The sequence below is a fragment of the Streptomyces sp. NPDC054840 genome, assembly GCF_053611065.1.
Map to the genome: position 1 here is coordinate 1 of NZ_JBSGZP010001093.1, position 1,449 is coordinate 1,449.

The 1,449-nt window shown below is 71.8% G+C and carries 2 protein-coding genes; one reads left to right on the top strand and one right to left on the bottom strand.

The window, feature by feature from the left end; translation table 11 throughout:
- A partial coding sequence (locus ACWGIU_RS37805) for an RDD family protein (RefSeq protein WP_453712601.1) occupies positions 1 to 726 on the bottom strand: 726 nt, incomplete at its 3' end.
- 113 nt (positions 727 to 839) lie between these two features.
- Here ACWGIU_RS37805 and ACWGIU_RS37810 point away from each other — a divergent pair.
- The coding region (locus tag ACWGIU_RS37810; protein ID WP_453712602.1) for a stage II sporulation protein M at positions 840 to 1,449 on the top strand (610 nt) is incomplete at its 3' end.

Consider the following 1,449-nt stretch of genomic DNA (forward strand, 5'->3'; position numbering starts at 1 on the left):
GTCCCGGGACTGCCGCTCGTGCACCACGGCCATCAGGAACGCGGCGGCCGGCACCCCGGCCGGCGGCGGCGCCCCCGTACGCGCCACCAGATCGTCCGCGAGCCGCACCGCCATGGCCGCACCGACCTGCGGATCCAACTGGTTCATCCGCGTCAGGTACTGGCGTATCGCCAGCCACAGGCCGTCCGGCACCGCCGACAGGTCCAGCCCGGTGAACCGCCCGGCCAGCCACGGCGGCGGCGGAGGCACCGGCATCACCCGCGTCCCCGGCACCCGCTCCCGGACGACCAGGGTTCCCGCGAACACGTCCCCCAGCCGCCGTCCCCGCGCCGACACCAGCGAGGCGATGCACGCGATCGACCCGAAGGTCAGGATCAGCTCCACGATCCCCATGGCACCGCGTACCAGAGCGTGCCGGAACCGGATCGGTCCGCCGTCGTCCCGTACGACCCGCAGCCCGCAGGCGAGCTTGCCGAGCGACCGCCCGTGGGACAGCGTCTCCACCGCGATCGGCACGCCCACCAGGAACAACAGGAAGCTCGCCACGGCCACGGCCGCCCGGGCAGCCTCGTCCAGCGAGGCGGTGGCCATGGTCAGCCCGACGGAGATGAGCACATATCCGGTGACGTACACGGCCAGGTCCAGGAGGATCGCCAGCCCGCGGCTCGGCAGCCGCGCGGGCCGGAGCCCCAGGACGACAGCGTGCCCCGTCACCAGATCGCTCACCACAGCACCTCTCATGTGACCTGCCCCCGCCCCTACGGCCTCCAGTCTGCCAAGCTGACCACACTAGGAATAGGCAATGGCCAGGGGACCTGGGACAGGGGAGCGGCAACCGGATGGATCTCGATGTCTTCGTGACCGCACACCGTGCGGAGTGGGATCGCCTGGAGCAGCTCCTGGGCCGCGGCCGCAAGCTCACCGGCGACGAGGCCGACGAACTCGTCGCGCTCTACCAGCGCACCTCCACCCACCTCTCCCAGATCCAGTCCAGCGCCCCGGACCCGATGCTCACCGGCCGGCTGACCCAGCTGGTGGCCCGTGCCCGCGCCACGGTGACAGGCACCCGCCGGGCCGGCTGGCGCGACGCCGCCCTCTTCTTCACGGCGGGCTTCCCGGCCGCGGTCTACCGCAGTCGCCGCTGGTGGATACCGACGGCCCTGCTCTCCACGGCGCTCGGCGTGCTCATCGGCTGGTGGATAGCCACGCACCCGGAGGTCCAGGGCGCCATCGCGGCACCCGAGGACCTGAAGGCGCTCACGCAGCCGGGGGGCGAGTACGAGACGTACTACTCCAGCCACCCCGCGGGCTCCTTCGCCGCCCAGGTCTGGACGAACAATGCCCAGGCGGCCGCGATCTGTTTGGTCCTGGGCGCCTTCCTGGGGATACCGGTGCTCTGGATCCTCTTCCTGAACATGGCCAACCTCGGCGTCGGCCTCGGCCTGATGG